Source organism: Pseudorhodoferax sp. Leaf265 (assembly GCF_001422365.1).
Lineage (GTDB): Bacteria > Pseudomonadota > Gammaproteobacteria > Burkholderiales > Burkholderiaceae_C > Pseudorhodoferax.
The window spans coordinates 210,783-235,081 of the sequence record NZ_LMMT01000012.1 but is presented as its reverse complement, the minus strand read 5'-3'; the positions used below and the strand labels follow the sequence as shown (position 1 = coordinate 235,081).

Below are 24,299 nucleotides of genomic sequence, written 5' to 3'. Positions count from 1 at the left end.
CGCAGTTCGGCGCGCCTTCCGACAATCGTGCCGCGCCGCCGATGGGATACTCAAAAGCAGGTGCGTCCCGCACCGGGGCCGCGCTGCCGCACCAGCGCAATGATGAAAGGCAGCGGATGCTGGAGCGCCTGGGAAGTACGCAGACCGACGACGCGCGCGTCCCCTGGGAGTCGGCACCGCAGGCCGCCATCCTGCGCGGTCCGGACTGGACCGCGTCCTCGCTGGGCCCACCCGGCAGCTGGCCGCGCCCGCTGCGCGCCGCCACCACGCTGGTGCTCGATTCGCCCGTGCCCATGTGGCTGGCCTGGGGCGACGACCTGGCCATGGTCTACAACGACGCGTACGCCCCCATGCTGGGCAACAAGCATCCGCGTGCGCTCGGCGCGCCGCTGCAGAGCGTCTGGAGCGAGGTCTGGGACGAGGTCGGCACGCTGATCGCCACCGCGCTCGCCGGTCAGGCCATCTACCGCGAAGACCTGGAACTGCAGGTGCTGCGTTCCGAACGCATGCAGACAGCCTGGTTCAGCTTCTGGTACACGCCGCTGCGCGACGAGGCTGGCATGGTGCGCGGCCTGCTTTGCAACGTCTGGGAAACCACCGACAAGGTGCTGGCCCAGCGCCGGCTGGCCGCCAGCGAGTCGCGCCTGCAGGCCTTGACCATGGCCAGCACCAACGTGACCTACCGCATGAACGCGGACTGGACACAGATGCTGGAGCTCAACGGCCAGGGCTTCGTGGCCGACACCAGCCTGCCCAGCCGGACCTGGATCGACCTGTACATCCCGCCGGCCGACCGCGCCGGCGTGCTCGCCGCGGTGCGCCTGGCGATCGACACGCGCAGCCGCTTCGAGCTGGAGCACCGCGTGGTGCGCGCCGACGGCACGCCGGGCTGGACGCTGTCGCGCGCGGTGCCGGTGCTGGACGACACCGGCGCCATCGCCGAATGGTTCGGCACCGCCTCCGACCTGTCGGAGAGCAAGGCCACGCAGGCCGCGCTGCGCGAGAGCGAGCGCCAGTTCCGCACGCTGTTCGACAGCATCGACGAAGGCTTTTGCGTCATCGAGTTCCTGGACGGGCCGCACGGCCCGCTCAGCGACTACATCCACATCGCGGCCAACCCGGCCTACCTGGCCAATGCCGGCATCCCCGACGTGGTGGGCCAGCGCGTGCGCGAGATGGTGCCGCTGGAGGCCGATGGCTGGGTCGAGATCTACCGCCATGTGCTGCTGAGCGGCGAGCCGGTGCGCTTCGAGCGCGAGCTCGTGCGCACCGGGCGCTACCTGGAGCTGGCGGCCTTCCGCGTCGAGCCGGTGGAGCGCCGGCAGGTGGCGGTGCTGTTCCAGGACGTGACCCAGCGCCACCGCGCCGAGCTGGCCTTGCGCGAGCTCAACGACACGCTGGAGCGCCGCGTGGCCGACGAGGTGGCCGCGCGCGCCAAGACCGAGGAGGCGCTGCGCCAGGCCCAGAAGATGGAGGCCGTGGGCCAGCTCACGGGCGGCATCGCGCACGACTTCAACAACATGCTGGCCGTGGTGATCGGCTCGCTGGACCTGCTGGGCCGGCGCTTCGTCGATGGCGATGCGCGCGCCCAGCGCTATGTCGATGCCGCCAAGGACGGTGCCAAGCGGGCCGCGCAGCTGACGCAGCGCCTGCTGGCCTTCTCGCGCCAGCAGCCGCTCAAACCCGAGGCCGTGGACGCCAACAAGCTCGTGGCCGGCATGTCCGACCTGCTGCGCCGCTCGCTGGGCGGCGCGATCCGGCTGGAGACCGTGCTGGCCGGCGGCCTGTGGCGCACGCACGTGGACCCGCACCAGCTCGAGAACGTGATCCTGAACCTCGCGGTGAACGGCCGCGACGCCATGGGCGAGCACGGCCGCCTGACCATCGAGACCGCCAACTGCCACCTGGACGAACGCTACGCCGCCGACCACCTGGGCCTGGCCGCCGGCCAGTACGTCCTGGTGGCCGTCAGCGACACCGGCATGGGCATGTCGGCCGAGGTCATCGCCAAGGCCTTCGACCCGTTCTTCACGACCAAGGAGGTCGGCCGCGGCACCGGGCTGGGGCTGAGCCAGGTGTACGGCTTCGTCAAGCAGTCCGGCGGGCACGTGAAGATCTACTCCGAAGTCGGCCAGGGCACGGCCGTGAAGGTCTACCTGCCGCGCCTGCTCGGCCCGCACCACGAAGAGGTGCAGGCCGAACCGCTGCAGCCCCTGCCGCAGGGCGACAGCCGCGAGCTGGTGCTGGTGGTGGAGGACGAGCCCGCCGTGCGCCAGCTGTCCGTCGATGCGCTGTCCGAGCTGGGCTACCGCGTGCTGGAGGCCGATGGCGCGGCGGCGGCGCTCAGGCTCATCGACGCACACCCCGACATCGACCTGCTGTTCACCGACGTCGTGATGCCCGAGGTCAACGGCCGCAAGCTCGCGGACGAGGCGCTCAAGCGCCGGCCGCAGCTCAAGGTGCTGTTCACCACGGGCTACACGCGCAACGCCGTGGTGCACAACGGTGTGCTCGACCCGGGCGTGCAACTGATCGGCAAGCCCTACACCATCGAGGAACTCGCGGCGCGGGTGCGCGAGGTGCTGGACGCGCCGCGGCGCGCGCAGCCGGCCTGAGCCTTCAGCGCACCGGGCACAGCCCGGCACTGTCGCTGCAGGCCTGGACCGCCTGGTTGCGGCCCAGGGCCTTGGCCTGCAGCAGGGCCTGGTCGGCCCGCTCCAGCAACTGCTCCAGCGGCGGCGCCTGGTCTTCCATGCGGAAGATCACGAAGCCTGCCGAGAAGCTGAACGGCAGGCTGCGGCCGTCGCGCAGGCTCAGCGGCTGCTCGGTGCGGTGCAGCACGCGCTGCACGAAGCGGTGTGCGCGCTCGGCATCGCAGTCGTTGAGCAGCAGGCAGAACTCCTCGCCACCGTAGCGGCCGGCCAGGTCGTTCAGCCGGATGCTGCTGTTCAGCAGCCGCGCCGCATGGGCGATGACCTTGTCGCCCACCAGGTGGCCATGGGTGTCGTTGATGCGCTTGAAGTGGTCCAGGTCCAGCATGACCACGGCGAAGGCATCGCCCACGTTGGCCAGCTGCAGCGCAGCCTGGGCCTTCTCGAAGAACACGCCGCGCGCGTACAGGCCGGTCAGGCTGTCGCGCTGGTAGCTGTGCTGCAGCGCGGTGCGCTGGCGCTCGTGCAGCATGGAGAAGAAGGCCAGCGAGCAGCTGGTGACGAACACCACGCCCACCACCAGCATGGGGTGCCCGCCCCAGGGGCCGTGGTTCTTCCACAGGTCGGCACCACTCGACACCGCCCGCAGCATGAAGCTGGCGGCCACCACCAGCAAGGAGGCCAGCACCCAGGTCTCGGGCAGCGCACGCGGGCGCACGCGCAGCTGGGGCAGGAACAGCAGCGCGCCGTGCAGCAGCAGCAGCCCCAGGCCCGCGGCAGCGACAGCAGCCAGCACGGCATAGGGCGCCCGCCAGGTCTGCGCACCCAGCAGCGCGGCCATGGTCAGCAGCACCAGGGCCCAGTTCCAGCGGGCCCGGCGCGGCCGGCCGCCCTGCAGCGTGGCAAAGCTCATGCCCATGACGGCCACCGCGCTCAGCACCGCCAGGTTGGGCACGAGGTAGGAGAGCGGACCGGCCAGCCAGGGCCGCGCCAGGTAGCCGACCGCCGCCACGGCCACGCACGACAGCGCCGCGGCCCACAGGCGCAAGGGCCGCTCGAAGCCCGGCATGCCGCGCGAAGCCCTGACCGCGAACACGGCCGTGAGCACGGCGAACAGCCCCAGGCAAGTGAACAGCGAGCCCGGGGTCAGCCCGGAAGCAGGAAGAAGCGGCAAGGCAGGCCCTGTTCAGGAAATATCTGGTTGCATTCTCGGCCAAGCCCAAGTGCGCCTGATGAAAACGCCGGAACAGCGCGGAAAACGCGGCGGGTCGGCCGAGCGCGGCGTCAGCTGGCCCAGGGCGCCTGCGCAAAGGCCTGGGCCAGGTATTCGGCCAACGCCTGCACGCGCGCCGGCTTGGCGCGGCCAGGCGGCGTGACGATGTGCAGCGCGATCGGGTCGACCTGCCAGGCCGGCATGGCCTGCACGAGCCGGCCCGCGCGCAGGTCTTCCCAGGCCAGGAACTCGGGCTGCAGCGCCAGGCCCAGGCCGGCGCGCAGGGCCGGTGCCAGGGCCTCGGCATTGTTCACGCGCAGGGCCGAGGGCACGACCTGGGCGAACTCGCCGCCCTGGGCGTGGCGAAAGCGCCAGGCCTCGCCCACGCGGGCGTGCACGTAGCGCAGCGCGCGGTGGCCGGCCAGGTCGCGCGGATGGGCCGGCTGGCCATGCTGCGCGAAGTAGGCCGGCGCGCCCACCAGCAGGATGCGCACCGTGCACAGCCGCCGCGCCAGCAGGCTCGAATCGGGCAGGCTGGAGATGCGCAGCGCCAGGTCGAAGCCGTCGGCCACCACGTCGGTCAGCGCGTCGCTGAAGTGCACGTCCAGCGTGACCTCGGGGTGCTGCGCCATGAAGCCCGGCAGCACCGGCCCCAGGTGCGTGACGCCGAAGGACATGGGCGCGGCCACGCGGATGCTGCCGCGCAGGCTCTTGGACTGCTCCGTCACCTCGGCCTCCACCGCCTCGCCCTCGGCCAGGATGCGCGTGGCGCGCTCCAGCGCCAGCTCGCCGCTGGCCGTGAGCGACATCTTGCGCGAGGTGCGGTGGAACAGCACCACGCGCAGCCGCGCCTCCAGCCGGGTGATGGCCTTGGACACGGTGGGCTGCGAGACCACCAGGTCGGCCGCGGCGCGGGCGAAGGAGCCGGTCTCGGCCACCTTGGCGAAGATCGCCCAGGCCTCCAGGTCAGGCAGCTTGGACATGCAACTTCTGGAATAGATTGTTTTCCATCTTTTCTATTCTCTTATCGATCAAGGATTTCTACAGTCACTCCATCGCAACACGCAACGGCACCCGCCGCAGGAGAAAACACCATGATCGAACGCCGCCCCTTCGCAGAACTCGGTGGAGCCAACCACGGCTGGCTCGACGCCAAGCACCACTTCTCGTTCGCCGACTACCACGACCCGGCCCGCATGCACTGGGGCGCGCTGCGCGTCTGGAACGACGACACCATCGCCGCCGGCACGGGCTTTCCGCCGCACGCCCATGCCGACATGGAAATCATCACCTACGTGCGGGAAGGCGCCATCACGCACCAGGACAACATGGGCAACAAGGGCCGTACCGAAGCCGGTGACGTGCAGGTGATGAGCGCCGGCACCGGCGTGCGCCACTCCGAATACAACCAGGAGCCCGGCGTCACCAAGATCTTCCAGATCTGGATCATGCCGGACAGCCGCGGCAAGGCTCCGTCCTGGGGCGCCAAGCCCTTCCCCAAGGGCGAGCGCTCGGGGCAGTTCGTGGCCCTGGCCAGCGGGATGGCCGGCGACGAGGACGCGCTGCCGATCCGCAGCAACGCCCGGGTGCTGGGCGCCACGCTCAAGGCCGGCGAGAGCGTGGAGTACCGGCTCGGCAAGGGCCGGCGCGGCTACCTGGTGCCGGCCAGCGGCACGGTGGAGATCGACGGCGTGCGCTTCGAAGCGCGCGACGGCGCCGCCATCCGCGACGTGGACACGCTGCGCGTGACCGCTGTGGCCGACGCCGAGCTCGTCCTGGTGGACTCCGCCGCCTGAGCACATTCGTTCCAGGGACCGCACAAACGGTCTATCCGGCAGACGGTGGCTTCCTCCACCATCCGGCGCCGCCTGCCACCTTTTTTTTCACTCGACCTCCACAGGAGCTTTCACCATGGCCATCACCGCAACCCCCACCCCCGGCGCCAAGCTGTTGAACCCGACCGACCACACCCTGGTCATGATCGACTTCCAGTCGCAGATGGCGTTCGCCACCCATTCCATCGACCCGGTGCAGCTGCGCTCCAACGCCGGCCTCGTGGCCAGCGCCGCCGCCGGCTTCAAGGCCTCCACCATCCTGACGACCGTGGCCGAGAAGAGCTTCTCCGGCCCCATGTTCGACGAGGTCACCGCGCCGTTCCCGGGCATGAAGCTGCTCGACCGCACCTCGATGAACACCTGGGAAGACGCCGCCGTCATCGCCCGCATCAACGAGATCGGCAAGAGCCGCATCGTGCTGGCCGGCCTGTGGACCAGCGTGTGCATCGTCGGACCGGCCCTGTCGGCGCTGGACCAGGGCTTCGAGGTCTATGTGATCGCCGACGCCTGCGGCGACATCTCCACCGAGGCCCACAACCGCGCCATGGACCGCATGGTGCAGGCCGGCGCCCAGCCCATCACGGCACTGCAGTACCTGCTGGAAATGCAGCGCGACTGGGCCCGCACCGATACCTACGACATGACGACGGGCATCGCGCGCAAGTTCGGCGGCGGCTACGGCATCGGCATCAACTACGCCCGCGCCATGTTCGGGGCCCACGAAGGCTGATCGACCCCAACCACCCCACTGCACCGAGGAACACACCATGAGCACCATCGTCACCGCCGACGGCACCGCGATCTTCTACAAGGACTGGGGACCCAAGGACGCCCAGCCCATCATGTTCCACCACGGCTGGCCGCTGTCCTCGGACGACTGGGACGCGCAGATGCTGTTCTTCGTGCAGCAGGGCTTCCGCGTCGTGGCGCACGACCGGCGCGGCCACGGCCGTTCGGCCCAGGTCAGCGAGGGCCATGACATGGACCACTACGCGGCCGACGCCTTCGCGGTGGCCGAGCACCTGGACCTGCGCAACGCGGTGCACGTGGGCCATTCCACGGGCGGTGGCGAGGTGGCGCGCTACGTCGCCAGGCACGGCCAGCCGGCCGGCCGCGTGGCCAAGGCGGTGCTGGTGTCGGCCGTGCCGCCGCTCATGCTCAAGACCGCAGCCAACCCCGAAGGCCTGCCGATGGAGGTGTTCGACGGCTTCCGCGCCGGTGTCGCGGGCAACCGCGCGCAGACCTTCCTGGACGTGCCGACGGGCCCGTTCTACGGCTTCAACCGGCCCGGCGCGACCGTGCACGAAGGCGTGATCCGCAACTGGTGGCGCCAGGGCATGATGGGCAGCGCCAAGGCGCACTACGACGGCATCAAGGCCTTCTCGGAGACCGACCAGACCGAGGACCTCAAGGCCATCACCGTGCCCACGCTGGTGCTGCACGGCGACGACGACCAGATCGTGCCGATCGCGGACTCCGCGCTCAAGTCGGTCAAGCTGCTGCAGAACGGCACGCTCAAGGTCTATCCGGGCTACTCGCACGGCATGCTGACGGTGAATGCCGACGTGCTGAACGCCGACATCCTGGCCTTCATCAAGGGCTGAACCATGGGCGCCGGTCAAGAATTCGCCGATGTCGTCCTGCGCGGTGGCCGCTTCACCACGCTGGACCGCGCCAATCCCACGGCCAGCGCCGTGGCCATCCGCGGTGGCCGCTTCGCCGCCGTGGGCAGCGATGCGCAGGCCATGGCCCTGGCCGGCCCGGCCACGCGGGTCATCGACCTGCAAGGCCGCGCGGTGCTGCCCGGCCTGATCGACAACCATCTGCACATCATCCGCGGCGGCCTGAACTTCAACCTGGAGCTGCGCTGGGACGGCGTGAAGAGCCTGGCCGACGCCATGGCCATGCTCAAGGCCCAGGTCGCCATCACCCCCGCGCCGCAGTGGGTGCGCGTGGTGGGCGGCTTCACCGAGCACCAGTTCGCCGAGAAGCGCCTGCCCACCATCGCCGAGCTGAACGCCGTGGCGCCCGACACGCCGGTGTTCCTGCTGCACCTGTACGACCGCGCGCTGCTCAATGGCGCCGCACTGCGCGCCGTGGGCTACACCCGGGACACGCCGCCCCCACCCGGCGGCGAGATCGTGCGCGACAGCGCCGGCAACCCGACCGGCCTGCTGCTGGCCAAGCCCAACGCGAGCATCCTGTACGCCACGCTGGCCAAGGGCCCCAAGCTGCCCTACGCGTACCAGCTCAACTCCACCCGCCACTTCATGCGCGAGCTCAACCGCCTGGGCGTGACGGGCGCGATCGACGCGGGCGGGGGCTTTCAGAACTACCCGGACGACTACGCCGTCATCGAGGAACTGGCCAAGGCCGACCAGCTCACCATCCGCCTGGCCTACAACCTGTTCACGCAGAAGCCCAAGCAGGAGAAGGCCGACTTCCTGAACTGGACCGCCACGTCCCAATACAAGCAGGGCACGGACTGGTTCCGCCACAACGGCGCGGGCGAGATGCTGGTGTTCTCGGCCGCCGACTTCGAGGACTTCCGCCAGCCGCGGCCCGACATGGCGCCCGAGATGGAGGGCGAGCTCGAAGAGGTGGTGCGCCTGCTCGCGCAGAACCGCTGGCCCTGGCGCCTGCACGCCACCTACGACGAGACCATCTCGCGCGCGCTGGACGTGTTCGAGAAGGTCAACCGCGACGTGCCCCTGGCGGGCCTGAACTGGTTCTTCGACCACTGCGAGACGATTTCCGACCAGAGCATCGACCGCATCGCCGCACTGGGCGGCGGCATCGCCGTGCAGCACCGCATGGCCTACCAGGGCGAGTACTTCGTCGAGCGCTACGGCGCTGGCGCGGCCGAGGCCACGCCGCCGGTCAAGAAGATCCTGGAGAAAGGCGTCAAGGTCTCGGCCGGCACCGACGCCACGCGCGTGGCCTCCTACAACCCCTGGGTGTCGCTGTCCTGGCTCGTGACCGGCAAGACGGTGGGCGGCATGCAGCTCTACCCGCAGCGCAACTGCCTGGACCGCGAGGCCGCATTGCGCATGTGGACCGAGAACGTGACCTGGTTCAGCAACGAGGTGGGCAAGAAGGGCCGCATCGAGGTGGGCCAGTTCGCCGACCTCGTGGTGCCCGACCGCGACTTCTTCGCCTGCCCCGAATCGGAGATCGCCGACACCACGGCGCTGCTGACCATGGTCGGTGGCAGGGTGGTCTATGCGGCCGGCGACTTCGCCGCGCACGATGCGGGCGCGCCGCCACCGGCCATGCCCGACTGGTCGCCCGTGCGCCGCTTCGGCGGGTACGGCAACTGGGGCGAACAGGGCGCGCCGCTACAGGCCAGCTTGCGCCAGGCCGCTGCCGCGTGCGCCTGCGCCAACGACTGCAATGTGCACGGCCACCAGCACGCCACGGCCTGGAGCAGCAAGCTGCCGATCAGCGACCTGAAAGGCTTCTGGGGCGCGCTGGGCTGCGCGTGCTGGGCGGTTTGATGGTGGGCTGGATGGACGGCCTGCGCAGCATCTTCGTCGCGCCCTGGGTGCACAGCGTGGCGCTGTTGCTGCTGTGCTCGGCCTACCTGCAGGGCGCCTTCGACAAGCTGCGCGACTTCCCGGGCGCGGTGGCCGAGATGCGGCACTTCGGCCTGGCGCCCGCGGCGCCGCTGGCGGTGGTCACCATCGTGCTGGAGCTCGCTGCTTCGGCCATGGTGGTGACGGGCCGCTACCGCTGGCTGGGCGCGCTGGCCCTGGCCGGCTTCACCGTCCTGGCAAGCCTGCTGGCCGACCGCTTCTGGGCTCTGCCCGCTGCGCAGCGCCGGCCCGTGGCCAACAGCTTCTTCGAACACTGGGGTCTGGCGGGCGCGTTCCTGCTGGTCGCCTGGCATGACCTGGGCACAGCGCCGTGAGCACACCCTCTCCCACCCCTTCTTCTGCCTCCGGCAGTTTCGCGCCGCTGCGCCAACCCGTCTTCGCCGTGCTGTGGGCCGCCACGGTGCTGGGCAACATCGGCAGCTTCATGCGCGACGTGGCCAGCTCGTGGATGGTGACCGAGCTGTCGGCCAGCCCCACGGCCGTGGCGCTGATCCAGACCGCGGCCACGCTGCCGATCTTCTTGCTGGCGATCCCTGCGGGCGTGCTGTCCGACATCCTGGACCGGCGGCGCTTTTTGATCGGCATCCAGATCCTGCTGGCGCTGGTCAGCGGCGCGCTGCTGGTGCTGGCGCGCACCAACACGCTGACGGTGGAATACCTGGTGGCGCTGACCTTCGTCGGCGGCATCGGCGCGGCGCTGATGGGGCCGACCTGGCAGTCCATCGTGCCCGAGCTGGTGCCGCGGCACGACCTCAAGAACGCGGTGGCGCTGAACTCGCTGGGCATCAACATCGCCCGCGCACTGGGCCCGGCCGTCGGCGGCCTGCTGCTGGCGAGCTTCGGTGCCGCGGCGGCCTACGGCGCCGACGTGCTGAGCTATGTGTTCGTGATCGCCGCGCTGCTGTGGTGGAAACGCCCGCCGGCCGTGGACTCGGGCCTGTCCGAGCAGTTCTTCGGCGCCTTCCGGGCCGGCCTGCGCTACGCCCGCGCCAGCAAGGAGCTGCACGTGGTGCTGCTGCGCGCGGCCATGTTCTTCGTGTTCGCCAGTGCCGTGTGGGCGCTGCTGCCGCTGGTGGCGCGCAAGATGCTCCAGGGCACGGCCGGCTTCTACGGCGTGATGCTGGGGGCCGTCGGTGCCGGCGCCATCGTGGGCGCGCTGGTGATGCCCAAGCTGCGCCAGAAGCTGGACACCGACGGCCTGGTGCTGCTGGCCGCACTGCTGGCCGCGGCCGTGATGGCTGCGCTGTCGGTGGCGCCGCCGCAGTGGGCGGCGGTGCTGTTGATGCTGGTGCTGGGCGTGGGCTGGATCATCGCGCTGACCACGCTGAACGGCGTGGCACAGGCCGTGCTGCCCAACTGGGTGCGCGGGCGGGGCCTGGCCATCTACCTCATGGTGTTCAACGGCGCCATGGCCGGCGGCAGCCTGGCCTGGGGCCTGGTCGCGCAGGAGGTGGGCGTGCCGATGGCGCTGCTGGTCGGCGCCGCCGGCCTGGTGGTCGTGGCCTTCATCTTCCACCGCGTGAAGCTGCCGACCGGCGAGGCCGACCTGCAGGCCGCCAACCACTGGCCCGAGCCGATGCTGACCGAACCCGTGGCGCACGACCGCGGCCCGGTGGTGATCCAGATCGAATACCGCATCCGCAAGCACGACATCCCGGCCTTCCTGCACGCCATGCAGGCCGTGGCGCGCGAGCGGCGCCGCGACGGCGCCTACGCCTGGGGCGTGGCCGAGCACACCGGCGAACCGGAGCGCGTGATCGAGTGGTTCCTGGTGGAGTCCTGGGCCGAGCACCTGCGCCAGCACCACCGCGTGTCCAAGGCCGATGCCGACATGCAGGCCGAGGCCGTGCGCTTCCACATCGGGCCGGACAAGCCGGTCGTGCACCACTTCCTGGCGCTGGACCTGAAGGACGGCAAGGCGCCGCACCACGGCAGCACCGGCGCGGCCCCATGAGCGTCGCCCGGCCGCCCGAAGACGCGCGCTCCGCAGGCGAAGCCGGAGGCACCCCTGTGCGCGAGACCGCCGTGCCGCAGGCCGCGGACAAGCCCTTCCTGGCCCGGCTGTCGATCGCCATGTTCGGCATGGTCATGGGCGTCGGCGGCCTGTCCAACGCCTGGGCGGCGGCCGCCCGCGTGCTGGGCGTGCCGCTGTGGATCAGCCAGGTGCTGCTGGTCGGCGCGCTGCTGGCCTTCGTCGGCCTGGCCGTGGCGCACCTGGCCAAGCTGGGCTTTTGCTTCGCGGCGGTGGCGGAGGAGTTCGCGCACCCGGTGCGTTCCAGCTTCTTCCCCGCGGTGTCTGTGTCGATGGTGGTGCTGTCGATCGGCGTGCGGCCCTATGCGCTGCCGCTGGCCGAGCTGCTGTGGTGGCTCGGCGCGGCGATGCACTTCGTGCTGGCGGTCACGCTGATCCGGCGCTGGATCCTGCATGCGCAGGACGAGGGCGTGCTCACGCCGGCCTGGTTCATCCCCGTGGTCGGCAACATCCTGGTGCCGGTGGGCGGCGTGCCGCTGGGCTACGTGGAGATCAGCTGGTTCTTCTTCTCGGTCGGGCTGGTGTTCTGGCTGTCGTTCTTCACCATCGTGCTGCACCGCGTGCTGTTCGTGCCGGTGATGAGCCAGCGCAGCATGCCCACGCTGTTCATCCTGCTGGCGCCGCCCTCCATCGGCCTGTCGGCCTACCTGGCCTTCACGGGCGGGGAGGCCGGCGCGCTGGGCGACATCCTGTACTGCCTGGCGCTGTTCATCGCCATCCTGCTGGCCACGCTGTGGCGGCACGTGGCGCACGGCGCGTTCTTCATGAGCTGGTGGGCGATGACCTTCCCGGCCGACGGCTGGGCGGGCGCCTCGATCGCGTTCTTCCACGCGCGGCCATCGGTCTACACCCACGCCATCGCCTGGGTGGCCCTGGCCATCGCCAGCACCATCGTGGCCTGGATTGCCGGCCGCACGGCGCTGCACATGGCCAGCGGCGCGGCGTTCCGCGAAGACTGAGCCACGGCCCGCGCTGGCGCTCGCGTGCGGGCTGACGGGGTGCTGGCGGAAGTGTCGCGTCCCGGTGGTAAGGTGCTGCCCCTTTCCACGCAGGAGCGCCGATGGCGGCCGTCACCGATTCGCTGGGCTGCATGGCCGGCAAGCTGCACCACGACCAGGAGCTGGCCTGCACCGGCATGCGGCTGTACCGCAAGCGCACGGCGGATGCCGCGCTGGGCCAGGTCGCCACGCCGGCCAGCGACCGCGGCTACCTGGTCGGCATCTCGCTGACGCCAGGGCACACCCGGCGCATCTTCCACCCCCACCACGCCTCGACGCATGGCTTCGAGACCAGCGCGGTGTATGTGCGCAACTTTGCCGACGACTACCGCGCCGACATGCTCGGGGCCTTCGACTTCGTGCTGCTGGAGATGGCGCCCAGCTTCTTCGCGCGCGCCACCGACGAGCGGCTCGGCCGCCGCGTGACGGGCCTGGAGTGCGTGACCGGCCTGCAGGACCCGGTGCTGGCCCATCTCGCGCGCGCCCTGCTGCCCGCGCTGGCACGGCCTGCCGAAGCCAGCGGCCTGTTCGTGGACCAGATGGCCACCGTGATCGGCACGCACCTGCTCGAACAGTACGGCGGCGCCACCGCACCGGCCCACGCCAAGCGCCAGGGCCTCTCGCGCGTGCACGAGCGCCGCGCCAAGGAACTGCTGCACAGCCGCCTGCAGGACGACCTGTCGGTGAGCGACATCGCCGATGCCTGCCAGCTGTCGCGCAGCCACTTCATCCGGGCCTTCCGCACCAGCACGGGCAAGACGCCGCACCAGTGGCTGCAGGCCCAGCGCGTCGAGAAGGCACAGGGCCTGCTTGCCACCACCCGGATGCCGTTGGCGGAGATCGCCGCGGAATGCGGCTTTGCCGACCAGAGCCACTTCACACGGGTGTTCGCGCAGGCCATGGGCGCGACGCCGGGCGCCTGGCGGCGCGAGCACTGCAACGTCGTCCACCGGGACACTGTGGACGGATCGTTCCCGACCACGCGGGTTCGCTGACAAGCCGTTTATTCGCCGAGGCATATGCAGGTGTTGCATTCCGCGCCCGGGAGGCGTGTCAGATGACAGAGAAAGTTCAAACTCTGCCAAGTAAGTGACTGCTGACACAAGTGGTGCAAAAAGGCGCTCCGGGAGTTGTTCAGCGTACTTGCTCGGGCCTGGCCTCGACGCCAAGCCCAGCGTGGCATGTGCACGCCGGGGTTGCACCGGCCGGGCTACAGTGAGGGCGGCCCGGATGTCTCCGAACGGCCAAGAGCGGTCAGTCGGGAGTGTCGGCTTTGCGCCAGCCAACATGTTCCAGCTGCGACGCACGTCCACCCATGACACCAGCCGCCTGAGATCGAAGGTTGAACATATTTTGCTTCCCGCCCCAGACATTGCCGCTTCGCGTACGTAGGGCGCCACATCGGAACTGAGCCGGACCCCAGTGCTGCAGTGACGTGGGCTGGTCCGGCTCGGGCGTCACGGCTGCGTTGTCGCGCCATTCCCATTGCGGTGCTTGCAGAACGGCCAAACTCACAGGCCACCGGGTTTACCACTATAAGGTTATAACGTAAGTACCTTATAGTTTTGCTACAGGGCGGTGAGGCATCGCCCCTCAACCTCTGCGAGCGTTCCCTCATGACCCAATCCGTGCCGCTGACAAGCGGTGCCGCGGTAACACCGCCGGCGCCTGGACTTACACAACCTGGCACTGCCGCGTCACGCCGCTCGATCGCAGGCAGCTTCTTCGGCATGGTGCTGGAGAGCTATGACTTCTTGCTCTACGCCAGTGTCGCAACCGTCATCCTGGCGCCGCTCTTCTTTCCAGCTTCAGATCCCTTTCTAGCGACCATGCTGGGCGCTGCTACGCTGGCCGTGGGTTTCATTGCTCGTCCGGTGGGCGGCGTGGTCTTCGGTCACTACGGCGACAAGATCGGCCGCAAGCCGCTGATGCTGCTGTCCCTCATGATGATCGGCGTCTCAACCTTCTGCATCGGCCTTCTACCGACGTACGCCCAGATTGGTATCGCCGCTCCGATCGGCTTGGTCATCCTGCGCTTGATCCAAGGGATCGCGTACGGCGGCGAATGGGGCGGCGCAGTGCTGATGTCGGTGGAGCATGCACCACTGCACCGCCGCGGCCTGATCGGTTCTCTGCCACAGGCCGCGGTGCCGCTGGGCCTGTTGCTCGCCACCGGCATGCTCAAGCTCGCTGCGGCCGTCACCGGGCCCGAGTACATGACCTGGGGCTGGAGACTGCCATTCATCTTCGCCGTGGTGGTGCTGGCACTGGGCTTGTGGGTGCGCACTCAGACGATCGAGACACCGGAGTTCAAGGCTGCGGTCGCTAAGAAGGGGCACACACGTGCGCCTCTGCTGGTCGTCATCCGTACCTACCCGCGTGAGGTGGCTTGTTCGGCCGCCGTGTTCGCGGTAAGCCAGTGCATCTACTACCTGGTCATCGTCTTCGCCGTTCAGTATTGCGTGGGCACGCTCAAGTTGGCTCTGTCCGACATGATGACAACGGTGGCCATCGCCTCGTTCGTACAGATCTTCGCGCTGGTCGCGTTCGGCGCCCTTTCGGACAAGCTGGGCCGTGTGCCAGTCATGTTGTTCGGCGCATTGGGCCTCATCCTAATCCTGAGCCAGTTCTTCAGCCTGCTGCAGACGAAGGACATAACGCTGATCACCATCGCCGTCACCACCGCTCTGGCCCTCAACTCCGCGTTTTACGGCCCGACGGCAGCGCTTCTGGTGGAGTCTTTCGGCCCCGAAGTGCGGTTCTCGGGCCTCTCGTTGGGAGCAAACATCGGATCGCTGCTCGGCGGCGCTTTCACGCCGATGATCGCGTTGGGTCTGCTCAAGGCTTTCAACAATGAGACCTGGCCGATCGTGAGCTACGGCGTGATGGTGATCGTCATCGGCACCGTCGGCCTCATTCTGCTGCGGCGCGCCATCACCGCTCGCCACCACGCCACGACCTGAGTGGCACACCGTCAAACCTGGAGCATCACACCATGAATACCCCACAAGCGCAGGCCGCGCGCCCCGTTCACCCGCTGCTGAATGACCAGAAACTGAAGCTGGGCGTGTTCGGCATGAACTGCAGCAATGGCTTGCTCATCAGCGAGGCGCCGACGACGTTCGAGATGACCTGGCAACAGGCACTGCAGATCGTCACCAAGGCCGACCAGATGGGTTTCGAGATCGCGCTGCCTTTGGGCCGTTGGCGCGGCTTTGGCGGCAAGACCAACTTCAACGGGACGTCCTTCGAGACCTACACATTCGCCGCGGCGCTGGCCGCGGCAACGAAGAACATTGGGGTGTTCGCCACGTCGCATGTGTCGACGGTGCATCCAGTGGTCGCGGCCAAGCAGGCCGCCACCATCGACCACGTCTCCGGCGGCCGCTTCGGCATCAACCTCGTCATGGGATGGTTCCGTCCAGAGATGGAGATGTTCGGCGGCTCCATGCGGGAGCACGACATGCGCTACGCATACGGCGACGAGTGGCTGGACATCGTGCAGCGCATCTGGAGCACCGAAGGCGCGTTCGACTACGACGGCCAGTTCTTTCAGCTCAAAGGCGTGCAAGGCGATCCCAAGCCCTTGCAAGAGCGCCCGGTGTTGATCAACGCCGGGACATCGGGCGCCGGCATGGACTTCGCGGCCAAGAACGTGGACTTCTCCTTTGCCAGCGTCGACAAGGTAGAGAACATCAAGAAGTTCATGGCGGTCAAGGAGATCGCTGCCACGAAGTACCAGCGCCGGATCGGTGTGTGCGCTTCCGCACTGGTGATCGCCCGCGATTCGGAGGATGAGGCGCGTGCTGTCTACCAATCCATCCTGGAGCACGGTGACTGGGAGGCTGCCAAAAACATGATGGCCGTGCTCGGCATTGAGAGCCAGTCGTTCAATGAACGTCTCGCCAAATCGCAGGAGAAATTCGTCGCCGGTTACGGTACCAACGCGCTCGTCGGAACGCCGCGGCAAATCGTGGAGCAGCTGCAGGTGTACTCGAACGAAGGCCTTGAGGGCGTCGTGCTGTACTTCCTGGACTATGTGAAGGAGCTAGATTACTTCGATCGCAAAGTCATGCCGCTGCTGCGTGAAGCGGGCCTGCGTCATTGAGTGAATTGGAGAAAGAAATGACAGCGCAATCTCAAGCAGAGCCCCGCCTCGCAGGCAAGACCGCGGTCGTGAGTGGTGCGACCGGCGGCATCGGCATGGAGATCGTCCGTGCTTTCTCGCGCGAAGGCGCGAAGATTTTTGCCGCCGACCTGGCCGAGCCGGACTCCGAGGCGGTGAAGAAGCTTGTGGCGATCGGCTCCGACGTGACGTACCGCAAGGTCGACATCGCGTCGGAAGAGGATGTGAACCGCTTCTACAACGAACTGTCGCGTGATGATGTGGTGCTCAACATCCTCGTCAACAACGCAGGCATCATCCTGGGCAAGCCGCTGGGCGAGACGACTGTCGCTGAATGGGATCGGCTCGCGGCCGTCAACGGACGCGGCACCTTTCTGATGATCCGTGGTGCCTTGCCCTTGATCGACAAGCGCGCAGGCTCCGTCGTCAACGTCTCGTCCGGCGCCGCCCTCAGGCCGCTGAAGAACCTTGGTGCCTACAGCGCGTCGAAGGCGGCGGTCAATGCGCTGACCAAGGCCGCAGCGCAAGAGTTCGCTCCCATTCGATTCAACGTGATCTGCCCAGGTCCCGTCGACACCCCCATGCCGCGCAAGTTCGTCGAGCGACTCGACGCCGCGGCACAGGCGAAGGTATTCGACGACCTGGCTTCGGTGCGTGCGCTGCAGCGTCTCGCGCAACCCGAGGAAATCGCATCGGTGGTGCTTTTCCTCGCCAGCGACGAGGCCTCCTACATGACTGGCATGGAACTCAACGTCGACGGCGGCAAGCCCTGACCCTCGATCGATCTTCCCCTTCCTGAACATTCACATCCCGGAACTCCCATGAAAACTGCATTCATCGGCCTCGACTACATCGTCGACATCATGCACCCCACCGGCAAGATCGCACGCTCGGCCCAGCACGCGGCCAACCGCCAAGTGATCCAGCACGCCAACACCCTGCTTGAGCACGCGAAAGCGAACGATTGGCTGAGCGTGCTCGTCAAGGTCGGGTTTAAGCCTGGCTACCACGAGGCCCCTGCGTTCTCGCCGATGTTCGGCAAGGCCAAGCAATTCGGCGCGCTCGCGCTCGGCGGCCCTGGCACCGAGTTCCATCCGGACTTGAAGGCAAGCCTGGCCGACATGGTGGTCGAGAAGCCCCGTATCAATGCCTTCTACGGCACGCCACTCGAACCTGCTCTGCGCGCGCAGGAGGTCAAGCAACTGGTGGTGGCGGGCGTGAGCACCGCCTGGGCCGTGCAAAGCCTGGTGCGCGACGCGCACGACCGGGACTACCGGGTTGTAGTGGTGGAAGACGCCTGCGCGGCCGTGAGCCAGGAGGAGCACGACGCGTCCATCGCGTTGCTGCGCGGCATCGCCCGCGTCGTTTCGATCTCGGAACTCTCCAGCATCGAGTAAGCCCGCAGACGCGACCGCGCAAGGTCGCGGTGACGCGCTCGACAACCATGCCCAGTGGGCAGGGTCGGGCAGCGCTTTGCCTCACGAACACCAAAAGGATCGAAATGACGACTGCCTCCACCCTCAAGCAGCGCCTGCAACGCGGCCCGGCTGTGCTGGCGCCCGGCGTGTACGACGCCCTCTCGGCGCTCCTGGCTGAACAAGCCGGGCATGAGGCGCTTTATCTCTCCGGCGGGGGAGTGGCCTACACACAGTTCGGACGCTCCGACGTTGGGCTGACCACGGCCAAGGAAGCCGTGGACACCTGTGCCCGCATCACCGACCGCATCCGCACGCCGCTGATCGTCGATGGCGACACCGGCTTCGGCAACGCCTTGAACACCCAGCGCACGGTACGCGACTTCGAACGCGCGGGCGCGGCCATGATCCAGTTGGAGGACCAGACGTTTCCAAAGCGCTGCGGGCACTTGGACAACAAGTCGCTGATCCCGACATCGGAGATGTGCGGAAAGCTGCGTGCGGCACTGGATGCGCGCCAATCCGGCATGCTGGTGATGGCTCGCACGGATGCCGTGGCGGTGGAAGGCTTACAAGCGGCCATCGATAGAGCCGAAGCGTACCTGGAGACCGGCGTCGATGCCCTCTTCATCGAAGCGCCGACAACACCGGCGGACATGGACAAGGTGTGCGAGATCTTCGCATCCCGCGTGCCGATGCTGGCCAACATGGTGGAAGGCGGCAAAACGCCGATCCAGAGCGTGTCCGAGCTGGGAGAACGCGGCTACCGCATCGTCATCTTCCCAGGTGGCACGGTGCGCTTCGCCGCCACTCAACTGCAGGACTACTTCACAAGCCTCCTGCAGCACGGCACAACATTGCCGAAGCAACCGCAGATGATCGACTTCAACGCCTTCAATGCGTTGATCGGTACGCCCGAGCTGCTGGCACTGGCACGCAGCTATGAGTGAGCATTCCGCTCCGCCGCGCAGCCTCTTCGAGAAGTTGTGGGACTCGCATGTGATTGCGACGCGCGAGGATGGCGCCAGCCTTGTGTGGGTGGACAGGCACTATCTGCAGGAGGGCTCGTTCCACGCCTTCAACAAGATGCGTGACAAGGGCGAAACGGTCGCGCGGCCGGACCTCACCGTCGGCATCGCCGACCACTACGTGCCCACGCGCGGACGCTCCGTTCCGATCCACCGTCTCGACCCCAAGGGCGAATTCACACGCATCATGGACCAGTTCGCCGCGAATGCAGGGGCATACGGCATCCGCCACTATGGAATGAACCATCCCTGGCAGGGCATCTGCCACGTTGTCGGCCCGGAGCTTGGTTTGACGCTTCCGGGCACGCTTGTCGTGGAAGGCGACAGCCACACTTCCACGCATGGCGCACTGGGCGCCTGGGCTTTCGGCGTGGGGGCCTCGGAAGTGGCCCACGTGCTCATGACGCAGACGCTCTGGCAGAAACCGCCCAAGCGCTTGCGCGTGACGGTCGACGGCGAACTGGCCCAGGGCGTCACAGCCAAAGATCTGGTGCTGACCATCGTCGCGCGCCTGGGCGCGGACGGCGCTGCCGGACATGTAATCGAGTACGCAGGCTCGGCCGTGCGTGCGCTCAGCGTGGAGGGCCGCTTGACCTTGTGCAACATGTCCATCGAGTGCGGCGCCCGCTGCGGCATGGTGGCGCCAGATGCCACTACGCTGGACTACGTCCGCGGGCGCCCGTTCGCCCCGCAGGGCATGGCGTTCGACCGCGCCGCCGAGGCCTGGCTGAAATTGACCAGCGATACGGACGCTGCGTTCGACCGAGAAGTGCACCTGCGCGCTTCCGACATCGTGCCCACTGTGACGTGGGGAACAACGCCGGAGGATGCCTTGCCGGTCACGTCCACAGTGCCAGACCCGGCATCCATGGCGGACACCAGCAAGGCAAAGCACGTCCGCGACGCGCTCGACTACATGGGCTTGCGCCCGGGCATGCACATCCGCGACATCGCGATCGACCGCGTGTTCATCGGCTCGTGTACGAACTCCCGCATCGAGGACCTGCGCGCCGCTGCTGCGGTGCTCGCGGGCCGCCGGGCACGCGTGCCGGGACTGGTCTCGCCAGGCTCCACGCTGGTGAAGACGCAAGCCGAACAGGAAGGTCTGGACCGCATTTTCTCGGCGGCTGGTCTGGAGTGGGCTGGCTCGGGTTGCTCGATGTGTGTGGCGATGAACGGAGATGCCTTGGCCGAAGGCGAGCGCTGTGCGTCCACCACCAATCGCAACTTCAAGGGTCGCCAGGGGCGTGGCTCTCGCACGCACCTGATGTCTCCGGCGATGGTGGCTGCCGCGGCGGTCGCCGGACACCTCGTCGATGTGCGCGAACTGAACATGGAGGGTGCGTAATGACGCCGATCGTTCGCCTGCAGGCGATCGCCTGCGCGTTGCCGCAGATCAACATCGACACCGACCAGGTGTTTCCCGCCCGGTACATGAAGGAGGCACGTCGGCCGCCGTCAGGTTACGCCCCGTATCTGTTTCACGACCTGCGGCGCGGGTCGGATGGAGAGTTGCGAGAGGACTTCCCGCTGAACGCTCCGATTAACCAAGGCGTCGGCATCATTGCCGCCGGTCGGAACTTCGGCAGCGGTTCGTCACGAGAAGGGGCTGTCTACGCGCTCGTCGATGCCGGCGTGCGCTGCGTGCTCGCCCCCTCGTACGGCGACATCTTCGCAGCCAACGCGGTCAACAACGGCTTGCTGCCTGCGCGCGTCGATGAGCACGACATGGAAGTCCTGTTCACTTTGCTGGCGCCGGGTGGCGTTCGGATGAACCTGGACCTGCAAGCCTGCAACCTGACGGTCGAGAGGCGGTCGTTCGACTTCACCGTTGATCCGGTCTGGCGCACCCGGCTCCTTAACGGCTGGGACGAGATCGACATGACGCGCCGCCATGCCGAGGACATCGCAGCCTGGTGCCGGCACGACCGTGAACTCCGCCCCTGGGCGCAATTGCCTTTCGAACCCGCGGCGGCATGACCGCCAACGAGACAAGGATTCCGCCATGACTGCATCCATAGACCAGGCTCTCGCGGCCATCGCGAGGGGCGAGATGGTCGTCGTCGTCGACAGCGAAGACCGTGAGAACGAAGGCGACCTGATCCTCGCCGCAGAGCACGCCACACCGGAGCGCTTGGCGTTCATGGTTCGGCACAGCAGCGGCGTGATCTGCATCGGCTTGCCTGGCGAGCGCCTGGACGCGCTCGCGTTGCCGCAAATGGTGGCGCAGAACGCCGACGCCATGGGCACCGCTTACACGGTCACTGTGGATTACAGGCATGGCACCAGCACAGGAATCTCCGCGGCCGACCGCGCTGCCACGCTGCGCGCGCTGGTCGACCCGATGGTCGGGCCTGCAGACTTCAATCGCCCCGGCCATGTGTTCCCCCTGCGTGCACGGGAAGGTGGCGTACTCGCACGGCCGGGCCACACCGAGGCTTCCGTGGACCTCGCGCGGCTGGCGGGTTTGCGCCCAGGTGGCGTGCTGGTGGAGATCGTCAACGAGGACGGCAGCATGGCCCGACGACCGCGACTGGAGGACTTCGCACGCGATCACGGCTTGCTGATGGTCACGATCGCCGACCTCATCGCCTGGCGTAAGCGCCACGAGGTCATCGTCGAGCGCGTGTCCAGTTGCCGACTGCCGACCAAGTACGGCGTCTTTGAGCTCCACGGGTACCGTGAGCTGTCCAACGGCCAGGAGCATCTTGCTCTGGTGATGGGCCAGCCGGGCGAAGACGCGTCGCCGCTGGTGCGTGTGCATTCGGAATGCCTGGCTGGAGAGGTATTCGGCTCGCTGCGCTGCGATTGCGCGCCCCAGCTGTCTCAGTCGATGAGCCTGGTTGCGGCAGCGGGCTGCGGCGCCATTGTCTACCTGCGCGGCCATGAGGGGCGAGGAATCGGCCTGCTGCACAAGCTGCGCGCGTATGCGCTGCAGGATGGCGGGGCAGACACGGTGCAAGCCAACCTTGCGCTCGGCTTTCCCGCAGACCAGCGCGACTACGCCATTGGTGCGCAGATCCTGCGGCAGATCGGCGTGTCTCGGATGCGCCTCATGACAAATAACCCCCGCAAGTACGAGGGCCTCGCCGACTTCGGTCTGGAGATCGCCGAGCGCGTTCCGTTGGTGATTGCGCCCGATCGAGAGAACGCTGTCTATCTCGCGTCCAAGCAGCGGCTGTTCGGCCACCTGCTGGGCATGGAAGGCTGAGCCCGTGGCCCACGTATCGCACTGACAAGGAGACCCTATGCCAACTCTCGATTCATTTGACAAGCGCCAGTTGCGCAATGTGTTCGGCACATTCACGACCGGCGTGACCATCGTCACGACGCGCACGGCCGATGGCAAGGCACACGGTGTCACGGCCAACTCGTTCAGCTCAGTTTCGCTGGACCCTCCGCTGGTGCTCTGGTGTCAGGCGCTCACGTCCCGCAGCCATGCAGCGTTCAATGGCGGCGATCACTTCGTCGTGAACATCCTGGCCGACGATCAGATCCACGTGTCCAACCAGTTTGCAAAGTCGCACGACGAGAAGTTTGTGGGCATCGAACATCAGGACGGTCTTGGAGGCGCCCCCGTGATCAGTGGCTCAGCTGCGCACCTGGAGTGCGTCAAAGTGGCGTCCTATCCTGCAGGCGATCACGTGGTCTTTGTCGGGCGCGTCGAGCGGGTGGGGCACTCCAGCCGCCGACCTTTGGCCTTCGGCGGAGGCCGTTACATGAGCACCTATGCGCACGACCTCGGGCCCATATCGACGCAGATTGGCTGGGACAAGCCGGCGCGTGCGCAGGACGTGAAGCGCGTGGCGGCCGAGATGCCGGCCATCTGCGAGTCCGTGGGGCAACATACCCTGTGCCTGTCTGTGTGGGGTAACCATGGCCCCACGGTCGTGAACTGGGAGCCATCAGAACACCCCATCAGCGACAACCTGCGGGTGGGCCTGGTCTACGGCGTGACGATCTCTGCGGCCGGGCGCGCCTTCGCGGCCTTCCTGCCCAGCGACGTCACCCGCAGCTTCATCGAGGAAGACCTGCGCGTCTTTCGCGGCCCCGAGGAAGACGAGGCTGCGCAGCGCTCAGCTTTCGAAGCGGACGTTGCCGCAGCGCGCGAACACGGCATGGCGCGCGTTGTCGACCCGGCGCTCGCCATGCGACTGCACAAGATCCCGACCAATGCCTTCGCGGCGCCGATCTTCGATGCGCGCGGCGTCATGGTCATGACGCTTGCCATCCTTTCCCAGGTCGATCGGCTTACACCCGATTGGCACGGCGCGGCACCGCAGGCGTTGCTCAAGGCCTGCCGCGCGCTCTCGCACCAGTTAGGCCATCAGCCATCCCAATCCACTCCAGGAGACAGCAAATGAAGGCGTTCATCACCCGGTTGACCATCATTCTCGCGGCGGCGTGCCCGCTGCTTGCAATGGCGCAGGCCTTTCCCTCCAAGCCCATCCGCATCGTCGTTCCATACGCACCGGGCGGCATCACCGACCAGCTTGCACGAGAAGTCGGCAACAAGCTGTTGCCGAGATCGTGCATCAGCCCGTGATCGTCGACAACCGACCCGGCGGCCTGGCCCAGCCCGCGGTGAGCGTGGTCAAGCAGGCACCTGCAGATGGGTACACGCTCTTCATGGGCGACCTGCCGGCGCTAGGGCTGAATCCCAGCCTGGCCAGCAAGCTTTCGTATGACCCCAGGAAGGACCTCCAGGGCGTGACGAAGCTGGTCGTCTCCCCCGGATTTCTCGTGGTCCCGAACGACAGTCCGTACAAAACCTTCGACGACCTGTTCAAGGCCGCGAGCTCCGGCAAGACGTTGACCTATGCGTCCCAAGGCGTGGGCACGGGCGGCCATCTGTTCGGTGCGCTCTTCTCGGCCAAGACGCAGTCCATGCACACACACGTTCCCTACAAGGGTTCGGCACCGGCACTGCTGGACGTTGCAGGCGGCAAGGTGGACTTTATGTATGACACGGTCACATCTGCTGGCCCACTTGTGCTGGGGGGCAAGATGCGGGTGATCGGGGTCGGCGTGGACCAGCGCCTGCCGCAGTTCCCGTCGGCGCCCACGCTCAAGGAGTTGGGCCACGGAGACATCGCACTCAACGTGTGGTGGGGGGTCACGGCCAAGGCGGGAACTCCGAGCGACATCCTGGCCGTTCTGGAGAAGGCGATCCGCACGGCCATGCACGATCCAGCGGTGGCGTCGAAGTTCACAAGCCAGGGGGTGATGGTCACCATGAGCAGCAGCCCGGCGGAGTTCTCCAACTACATTGCGGAAGAGATCGACCGCTGGGGCAAGGTGATCAGGGATTCGAAGATGAGCGTCGACTGACCTGCATGCGTACACAGCAAGGCTCGGAGGTGACAAGGTAATATCCTTGAGATGATTCTGTGCCATTCTGAGTT

22 protein-coding genes are annotated in these 24,299 nt (G+C 67.5%); 20 read left to right on the top strand and 2 right to left on the bottom strand.

The window, feature by feature from the left end:
- Positions 1-116 precede the first annotated feature (116 nt).
- The gene (locus ASF45_RS34490) at positions 117-2,615 is read left to right on the top strand and encodes a PAS domain-containing protein (protein WP_082550984.1); all 2,499 of its coding nucleotides are present in this window, start codon (positions 117-119) and stop codon (positions 2,613-2,615) included.
- Positions 2,616-2,619: 4 nt separating this feature from the next.
- Here ASF45_RS34490 and ASF45_RS12935 read toward each other — a convergent pair whose 3' ends face one another.
- Both ASF45_RS12935 and ASF45_RS12930 read right to left on the bottom strand, forming a co-directional pair.
- Complete coding sequence (locus tag ASF45_RS12935) at positions 2,620-3,825, bottom strand: diguanylate cyclase (protein WP_056662542.1); 1,206 nt, start codon at positions 3,823-3,825, stop codon at positions 2,620-2,622.
- A gap of 110 nt (positions 3,826-3,935) precedes the next feature.
- The gene (locus ASF45_RS12930) at positions 3,936-4,847 is read right to left on the bottom strand and encodes a LysR family transcriptional regulator (protein WP_056662539.1); all 912 of its coding nucleotides are present in this window, start codon (positions 4,845-4,847) and stop codon (positions 3,936-3,938) included.
- A gap of 111 nt (positions 4,848-4,958) precedes the next feature.
- On the opposite strand from ASF45_RS12930, the gene ASF45_RS12925 reads away from it, so the two are divergent.
- From ASF45_RS12925 to ASF45_RS12835, 19 genes are all read left to right on the top strand, one after another.
- A complete protein-coding gene (locus tag ASF45_RS12925) occupies positions 4,959-5,660 on the top strand; it encodes a pirin family protein (RefSeq protein ID WP_056662536.1) in 702 nt (233 codons plus the stop codon).
- 115 nt (positions 5,661-5,775) lie between these two features.
- Positions 5,776-6,429, top strand: a complete 654-nt coding sequence (locus ASF45_RS12920; RefSeq protein WP_056662533.1) for a hydrolase — start codon at positions 5,776-5,778, stop codon at positions 6,427-6,429.
- A 37-nt stretch (positions 6,430-6,466) separates the two neighbouring features.
- Positions 6,467-7,303, top strand: coding sequence for an alpha/beta fold hydrolase (locus ASF45_RS12915; protein ID WP_056662530.1), 837 nt, complete (start codon positions 6,467-6,469; stop codon positions 7,301-7,303).
- Positions 7,304-7,306: 3 nt separating this feature from the next.
- Positions 7,307-9,196 (top strand): amidohydrolase, encoded by a 1,890-nt coding sequence (locus ASF45_RS12910; protein ID WP_056662529.1) that lies wholly within the window; start codon positions 7,307-7,309, stop codon positions 9,194-9,196.
- Between the two features lie 11 nt (positions 9,197-9,207).
- A complete protein-coding gene (locus tag ASF45_RS12905) occupies positions 9,208-9,609 on the top strand; it encodes a DoxX family protein (RefSeq protein WP_056663285.1) in 402 nt (133 codons plus the stop codon).
- Complete coding sequence (locus tag ASF45_RS12900) at positions 9,606-11,249, top strand: MFS transporter (RefSeq protein WP_056662526.1); 1,644 nt, start codon at positions 9,606-9,608, stop codon at positions 11,247-11,249. Before ASF45_RS12905 ends, ASF45_RS12900 begins: the two co-directional genes overlap by 4 nt.
- Positions 11,246-12,286: an SLAC1 anion channel family protein gene (locus ASF45_RS12895; protein ID WP_056662522.1), complete on the top strand. Its 1,041-nt coding sequence runs from the start codon at positions 11,246-11,248 to the stop codon at positions 12,284-12,286. Before ASF45_RS12900 ends, ASF45_RS12895 begins: the two co-directional genes overlap by 4 nt.
- Before the next feature lie 101 nt (positions 12,287-12,387).
- Complete coding sequence (locus ASF45_RS12890; RefSeq protein ID WP_056662520.1) at positions 12,388-13,320, top strand: AraC family transcriptional regulator; 933 nt, start codon at positions 12,388-12,390, stop codon at positions 13,318-13,320.
- Positions 13,321-13,941: 621 nt separating this feature from the next.
- A complete protein-coding gene (locus ASF45_RS12885) occupies positions 13,942-15,288 on the top strand; it encodes an MFS transporter (protein WP_082550983.1) in 1,347 nt (448 codons plus the stop codon).
- A gap of 32 nt (positions 15,289-15,320) precedes the next feature.
- A complete protein-coding gene (locus ASF45_RS12880) occupies positions 15,321-16,433 on the top strand; it encodes an LLM class flavin-dependent oxidoreductase (protein WP_063887658.1) in 1,113 nt (370 codons plus the stop codon).
- Positions 16,434-16,450: 17 nt separating this feature from the next.
- On the top strand, positions 16,451-17,224 hold the full coding sequence (locus ASF45_RS12875; RefSeq protein ID WP_063887657.1) for an SDR family NAD(P)-dependent oxidoreductase: 774 nt from the start codon (positions 16,451-16,453) through the stop codon (positions 17,222-17,224).
- Between the two features lie 48 nt (positions 17,225-17,272).
- Positions 17,273-17,848 carry a cysteine hydrolase family protein gene (locus ASF45_RS12870; RefSeq protein WP_056662512.1) on the top strand — a complete coding sequence of 192 codons (576 nt, stop codon included), beginning with the start codon at positions 17,273-17,275 and terminating at the stop codon, positions 17,846-17,848.
- A 104-nt stretch (positions 17,849-17,952) separates the two neighbouring features.
- Positions 17,953-18,816 (top strand): oxaloacetate decarboxylase, encoded by an 864-nt coding sequence (locus ASF45_RS12865; RefSeq protein WP_056662509.1) that lies wholly within the window; start codon positions 17,953-17,955, stop codon positions 18,814-18,816.
- Entirely contained in the window at positions 18,809-20,242 is a 1,434-nt protein-coding gene (leuC, locus tag ASF45_RS12860; RefSeq protein ID WP_056662505.1) for a 3-isopropylmalate dehydratase large subunit, read from the top strand. The genes ASF45_RS12865 and leuC overlap by 8 nt, the downstream gene beginning before the upstream one ends.
- The gene (leuD, locus tag ASF45_RS12855) at positions 20,242-20,874 is read left to right on the top strand and encodes a 3-isopropylmalate dehydratase small subunit (protein ID WP_056662502.1); all 633 of its coding nucleotides are present in this window, start codon (positions 20,242-20,244) and stop codon (positions 20,872-20,874) included. The genes leuC and leuD overlap by 1 nt, the downstream gene beginning before the upstream one ends.
- Before the next feature lie 25 nt (positions 20,875-20,899).
- Positions 20,900-22,105, top strand: coding sequence for a bifunctional 3,4-dihydroxy-2-butanone-4-phosphate synthase/GTP cyclohydrolase II (locus ASF45_RS12850; RefSeq protein ID WP_056662499.1), 1,206 nt, complete (start codon positions 20,900-20,902; stop codon positions 22,103-22,105).
- A 37-nt stretch (positions 22,106-22,142) separates the two neighbouring features.
- The gene (locus ASF45_RS12845) at positions 22,143-23,258 is read left to right on the top strand and encodes a flavin reductase (RefSeq protein WP_056662496.1); all 1,116 of its coding nucleotides are present in this window, start codon (positions 22,143-22,145) and stop codon (positions 23,256-23,258) included.
- Entirely contained in the window at positions 23,255-23,440 is a 186-nt protein-coding gene (locus ASF45_RS35845; RefSeq protein WP_056662494.1) for a hypothetical protein, read from the top strand. The genes ASF45_RS12845 and ASF45_RS35845 overlap by 4 nt, the downstream gene beginning before the upstream one ends.
- Positions 23,437-24,225, top strand: coding sequence for a tripartite tricarboxylate transporter substrate binding protein (locus tag ASF45_RS12835; protein ID WP_235580898.1), 789 nt, complete (start codon positions 23,437-23,439; stop codon positions 24,223-24,225). The genes ASF45_RS35845 and ASF45_RS12835 overlap by 4 nt, the downstream gene beginning before the upstream one ends.
- The last annotated feature ends 74 nt before the right edge of the window (positions 24,226-24,299 follow it).

Bases quoted from the DNA above. Each gene is read 5' to 3' on its own strand.
- ASF45_RS12910 (WP_056662529.1), top strand. From the start codon at position 7,307: ATGGGCGCCGGTCAAGAATTCGCCGATGTCGTCCTGCGCGGTGGCCGC.
- ASF45_RS12875 (WP_063887657.1), top strand. From the start codon at position 16,451: ATGACAGCGCAATCTCAAGCAGAGCCCCGCCTCGCAGGCAAGACCGCG.
- ASF45_RS12905 (WP_056663285.1), top strand. From the start codon at position 9,208: ATGGACGGCCTGCGCAGCATCTTCGTCGCGCCCTGGGTGCACAGCGTG.
- leuC (WP_056662505.1), top strand. From the start codon at position 18,809: ATGAGTGAGCATTCCGCTCCGCCGCGCAGCCTCTTCGAGAAGTTGTGG.
- ASF45_RS12850 (WP_056662499.1), top strand. From the start codon at position 20,900: ATGACTGCATCCATAGACCAGGCTCTCGCGGCCATCGCGAGGGGCGAG.
- ASF45_RS12895 (WP_056662522.1), top strand. From the start codon at position 11,246: ATGAGCGTCGCCCGGCCGCCCGAAGACGCGCGCTCCGCAGGCGAAGCC.
- ASF45_RS12930 (WP_056662539.1), bottom strand. From the start codon at position 4,847: ATGTCCAAGCTGCCTGACCTGGAGGCCTGGGCGATCTTCGCCAAGGTG.
- ASF45_RS34490 (WP_082550984.1), top strand. From the start codon at position 117: ATGCTGGAGCGCCTGGGAAGTACGCAGACCGACGACGCGCGCGTCCCC.
- ASF45_RS35845 (WP_056662494.1), top strand. From the start codon at position 23,255: ATGAAGGCGTTCATCACCCGGTTGACCATCATTCTCGCGGCGGCGTGC.
- ASF45_RS12865 (WP_056662509.1), top strand. From the start codon at position 17,953: ATGACGACTGCCTCCACCCTCAAGCAGCGCCTGCAACGCGGCCCGGCT.
- ASF45_RS12885 (WP_082550983.1), top strand. From the start codon at position 13,942: ATGACCCAATCCGTGCCGCTGACAAGCGGTGCCGCGGTAACACCGCCG.
- leuD (WP_056662502.1), top strand. From the start codon at position 20,242: ATGACGCCGATCGTTCGCCTGCAGGCGATCGCCTGCGCGTTGCCGCAG.
- ASF45_RS12880 (WP_063887658.1), top strand. From the start codon at position 15,321: ATGAATACCCCACAAGCGCAGGCCGCGCGCCCCGTTCACCCGCTGCTG.
- ASF45_RS12845 (WP_056662496.1), top strand. From the start codon at position 22,143: ATGCCAACTCTCGATTCATTTGACAAGCGCCAGTTGCGCAATGTGTTC.
- ASF45_RS12870 (WP_056662512.1), top strand. From the start codon at position 17,273: ATGAAAACTGCATTCATCGGCCTCGACTACATCGTCGACATCATGCAC.
- ASF45_RS12920 (WP_056662533.1), top strand. From the start codon at position 5,776: ATGGCCATCACCGCAACCCCCACCCCCGGCGCCAAGCTGTTGAACCCG.
- ASF45_RS12915 (WP_056662530.1), top strand. From the start codon at position 6,467: ATGAGCACCATCGTCACCGCCGACGGCACCGCGATCTTCTACAAGGAC.
- ASF45_RS12925 (WP_056662536.1), top strand. From the start codon at position 4,959: ATGATCGAACGCCGCCCCTTCGCAGAACTCGGTGGAGCCAACCACGGC.
- ASF45_RS12890 (WP_056662520.1), top strand. From the start codon at position 12,388: ATGGCGGCCGTCACCGATTCGCTGGGCTGCATGGCCGGCAAGCTGCAC.